Source organism: Neisseria basseii, from assembly GCF_962707005.1.
Lineage (GTDB): Bacteria > Pseudomonadota > Gammaproteobacteria > Burkholderiales > Neisseriaceae > Neisseria > Neisseria bergeri.
Window position 1 is genome coordinate 1 of sequence record NZ_CAUIXH010000055.1, and the last position, 718, is coordinate 718.

General features: G+C 59.5%; 1 protein-coding gene. It reads right to left on the reverse strand.

What is annotated here, in order from left to right; all coding sequences use genetic code 11:
- Positions 1 to 718: RHS repeat domain-containing protein (locus Q9I99_RS11270; RefSeq protein WP_369416268.1), on the reverse strand; the 718-nt coding region annotated here is incomplete at both ends.

Sequence of the window (718 nt, forward strand, 5' to 3'; positions counted from 1 at the left end):
TTTGGCTGTTGCGGGCTTCCTGAATGCGTCCGATTTTGTCGTAGATGTAATTGAGTACGCCGCTTCTTTGGTCGGCACTTTGAATCAGGTTGCCGGCTTTGTCGTAGGCGTAGCGGCGGTTGACGGCGCCGCCGGCCGGCGGGTTTTGTTTGCCGTGATGCGTTTGTGTGCCGCTGCGGACGGTACGCTGGCTTTTCAGACGACCCATGGGGTCGTAGTCGTACAGGCTGCTGATGCCGCCCTGCGTCCTTTGGATTTCGCGGTGCAGTTTGTCGCGTTCGATGTCGGTGATGACTTCGCCGTCGAGGCTGATTTGGTGCAGGTGTCCGCTGCCGTAGTACAGGTAATCGATATGGCGGCCGTCGGGCAGGATGGTGCGGATGCGGTTGCCCAGCGGGTCGTATCGGTAGCCTACGGTGGCGCTTTGGCCGTTGTGGACGGTGGTTTCGCCGATGAGGCGGTCGAGTTCGTCGTAGGCGAGTTCGACGCTGCTGTGTCGGTTGCGGGCTTTGGCCAGGTTGCCGGTAATGGGGTCGTATTCGAAACGGGTGCGGCTGATGCCTTCGTCTTTGCTTTGTCCGTTGCGGCCGGAGACTTTGCGGCTTTGTTTTTCGATCAGTTGGCCGAGGTTGTTGCGTTTGAACCGGTGGATGTGCCACGTCTCGGGTCGGTCTTTCAGACGGCCTTGGCTAGTGCTTTGGCCGTATTCGGTCTGTTG